The following is a 1,960-nucleotide window of genomic DNA, read 5'->3' as shown; positions in this document are numbered from 1 at the left end:
GTTCTTCGTCATGAAAATGGCCAACGTCCTGGCGTCCCAATCGTTGTTTGTCGGCGACTCGCGCAGCGACGTGCTGGCGGCGAAAGCGGCGGGGGTCAAATGTGTTGCCCTGAGCTACGGCTACAATCATGGCCGACCGATTGCCGAGGAATTTCCGACATTGGTGATTGATGATCTGCGCCTGCTAATTCCCGGTTGCCTGGACCCGGCCGCTGAGATAACGTTGCCCGACGCTGTTCAATCCTCTTCTGGAAACGCCATCGTGGTGGTCACTCGCAAACTCTGGATGAAAGTCATGAAGGCCCTGGCCCGCTGGCGTTGGCGCGCCTGACGTGATCCTGGCCGGTTATCCGGCGCGTTTGCATACCTGACTGTCAGCTTCTCTTGCCACGAGGCACCCCATGATCCGCGAAGAATTTCTGCGTCTAGCCGCTGCCGGCTACAACCGCATCCCGCTTGCCTGCGAAACCCTGGCCGACTTCGACACGCCGCTGTCGATCTACCTGAAGTTGGCCGACCAGCCCAATTCCTACCTGCTCGAATCGGTGCAAGGTGGGGAAAAATGGGGTCGCTATTCCATGATCGGCCTGCCGTGCCGCACCGTGCTGCGGGTCCATGACCATCGCATCAGCGTGACCTGCGATGGCGTCGAAATCGAAAGCCACGAAGTCGAGGATCCGCTCGCGTTCGTTGAATCTTTCAAGGCCCGCTATAACGTCCCGACCATCCCCGGTCTGCCACGTTTCAACGGCGGCCTGGTGGGTTATTTCGGCTACGACTGCGTGCGTTATGTGGAAAAACGCCTGGGCACCTGTCCGAACCCCGATCCGCTGGGTGTGCCGGACATTCTGCTGATGGTCTCCGATGCGGTGGTGGTCTTCGACAATCTCGCCGGCAAGATGCACGCCATCGTCCTGGCCGATCCGTCCCGTGAAGATGCCTACGAGCAAGGTCAACAAAGCCTTCAGACGTTGCTGGAAAAACTCCGCCAGCCGATCACCCCGCGTCCCGGCCTGGACTTCAGCAAGCAGTCGGCTGCCGACCCGGTGTTCCGTTCCAGTTTCACCCAGGGTGACTACGAAAAAGCCGTCGACACCATCAAGGAATACATCCTGGCGGGCGACTGCATGCAGGTCGTGCCGTCGCAACGGATGTCGATCGACTTCAAGGCCGCGCCGATCGATCTGTACCGGGCGCTGCGCTGTTTCAACCCGACGCCTTACATGTATTTCTTCAACTTCGGGGACTTCCATGTCGTCGGCAGTTCGCCCGAGGTGCTGGTGCGGGTCGAGGAAAACCTTATTACCGTGCGGCCGATCGCCGGCACACGGCCACGCGGCGCCACGGAGGAAGCAGATCGGGCGCTGGAAGAGGACCTGTTGTCAGATGCCAAGGAAATCGCCGAGCACCTGATGCTGATCGATCTGGGGCGCAACGACACTGGCCGGGTTTCCGAAGTGGGCTCGGTAAAACTCACCGAGAAAATGGTCATCGAGCGCTACTCCAACGTGATGCACATCGTGTCCAACGTCACCGGGGAGTTGAAGGCCGGGTTGACGGCGATGGACGCCTTGCGAGCGATCCTGCCGGCGGGCACTTTGTCTGGCGCGCCGAAGATCCGCGCCATGGAAATCATCGACGAGCTGGAGCCGGTCAAACGCGGTGTGTACGGCGGAGCCGTCGGCTATTTCGCCTGGAACGGCAACATGGACACGGCCATCGCCATCCGCACCGCCGTGATCAAGAACGGTGAGCTGCACGTGCAGGCCGGCGGCGGCATCGTCGCCGACTCGGTGCCCGCGCTGGAATGGGAGGAAACCCTGAACAAGCGCCGGGCAATGTTCCGTGCCGTGGCCCTGGCCGAGCAGACCCCGAACGACTGAAGACTTTTGCCAAACTGTGGCGGGGGGGGGTGCTCCCGCTGGCCTGCGAAGCGGGCCCATCAAATCGATGCGACTGC

Annotated in this window: 2 protein-coding genes; both read left to right on the top strand. The window is 61.2% G+C overall.

Annotated elements, in window-relative coordinates; translation table 11 throughout:
* Nucleotides 1–331 (top strand): HAD hydrolase-like protein (locus tag ACE04F_RS27190; RefSeq protein WP_486110639.1); only part of this gene is annotated, 331 nt, incomplete at its 5' end.
* A 70-nt stretch (nt 332–401) separates the two neighbouring features.
* A complete protein-coding gene (gene trpE, locus ACE04F_RS27185) occupies nt 402–1,883 on the top strand; it encodes an anthranilate synthase component I (protein ID WP_486110638.1) in 1,482 nt (493 codons plus the stop codon).
* The last annotated feature ends 77 nt before the right edge of the window (nt 1,884–1,960 follow it).

This window comes from Pseudomonas sp. AGC41, from assembly GCF_057334555.1.
The sequence above is the reverse complement of the archived record's forward strand: the minus strand, read 5'-3'. Positions and strand labels throughout refer to the sequence as shown.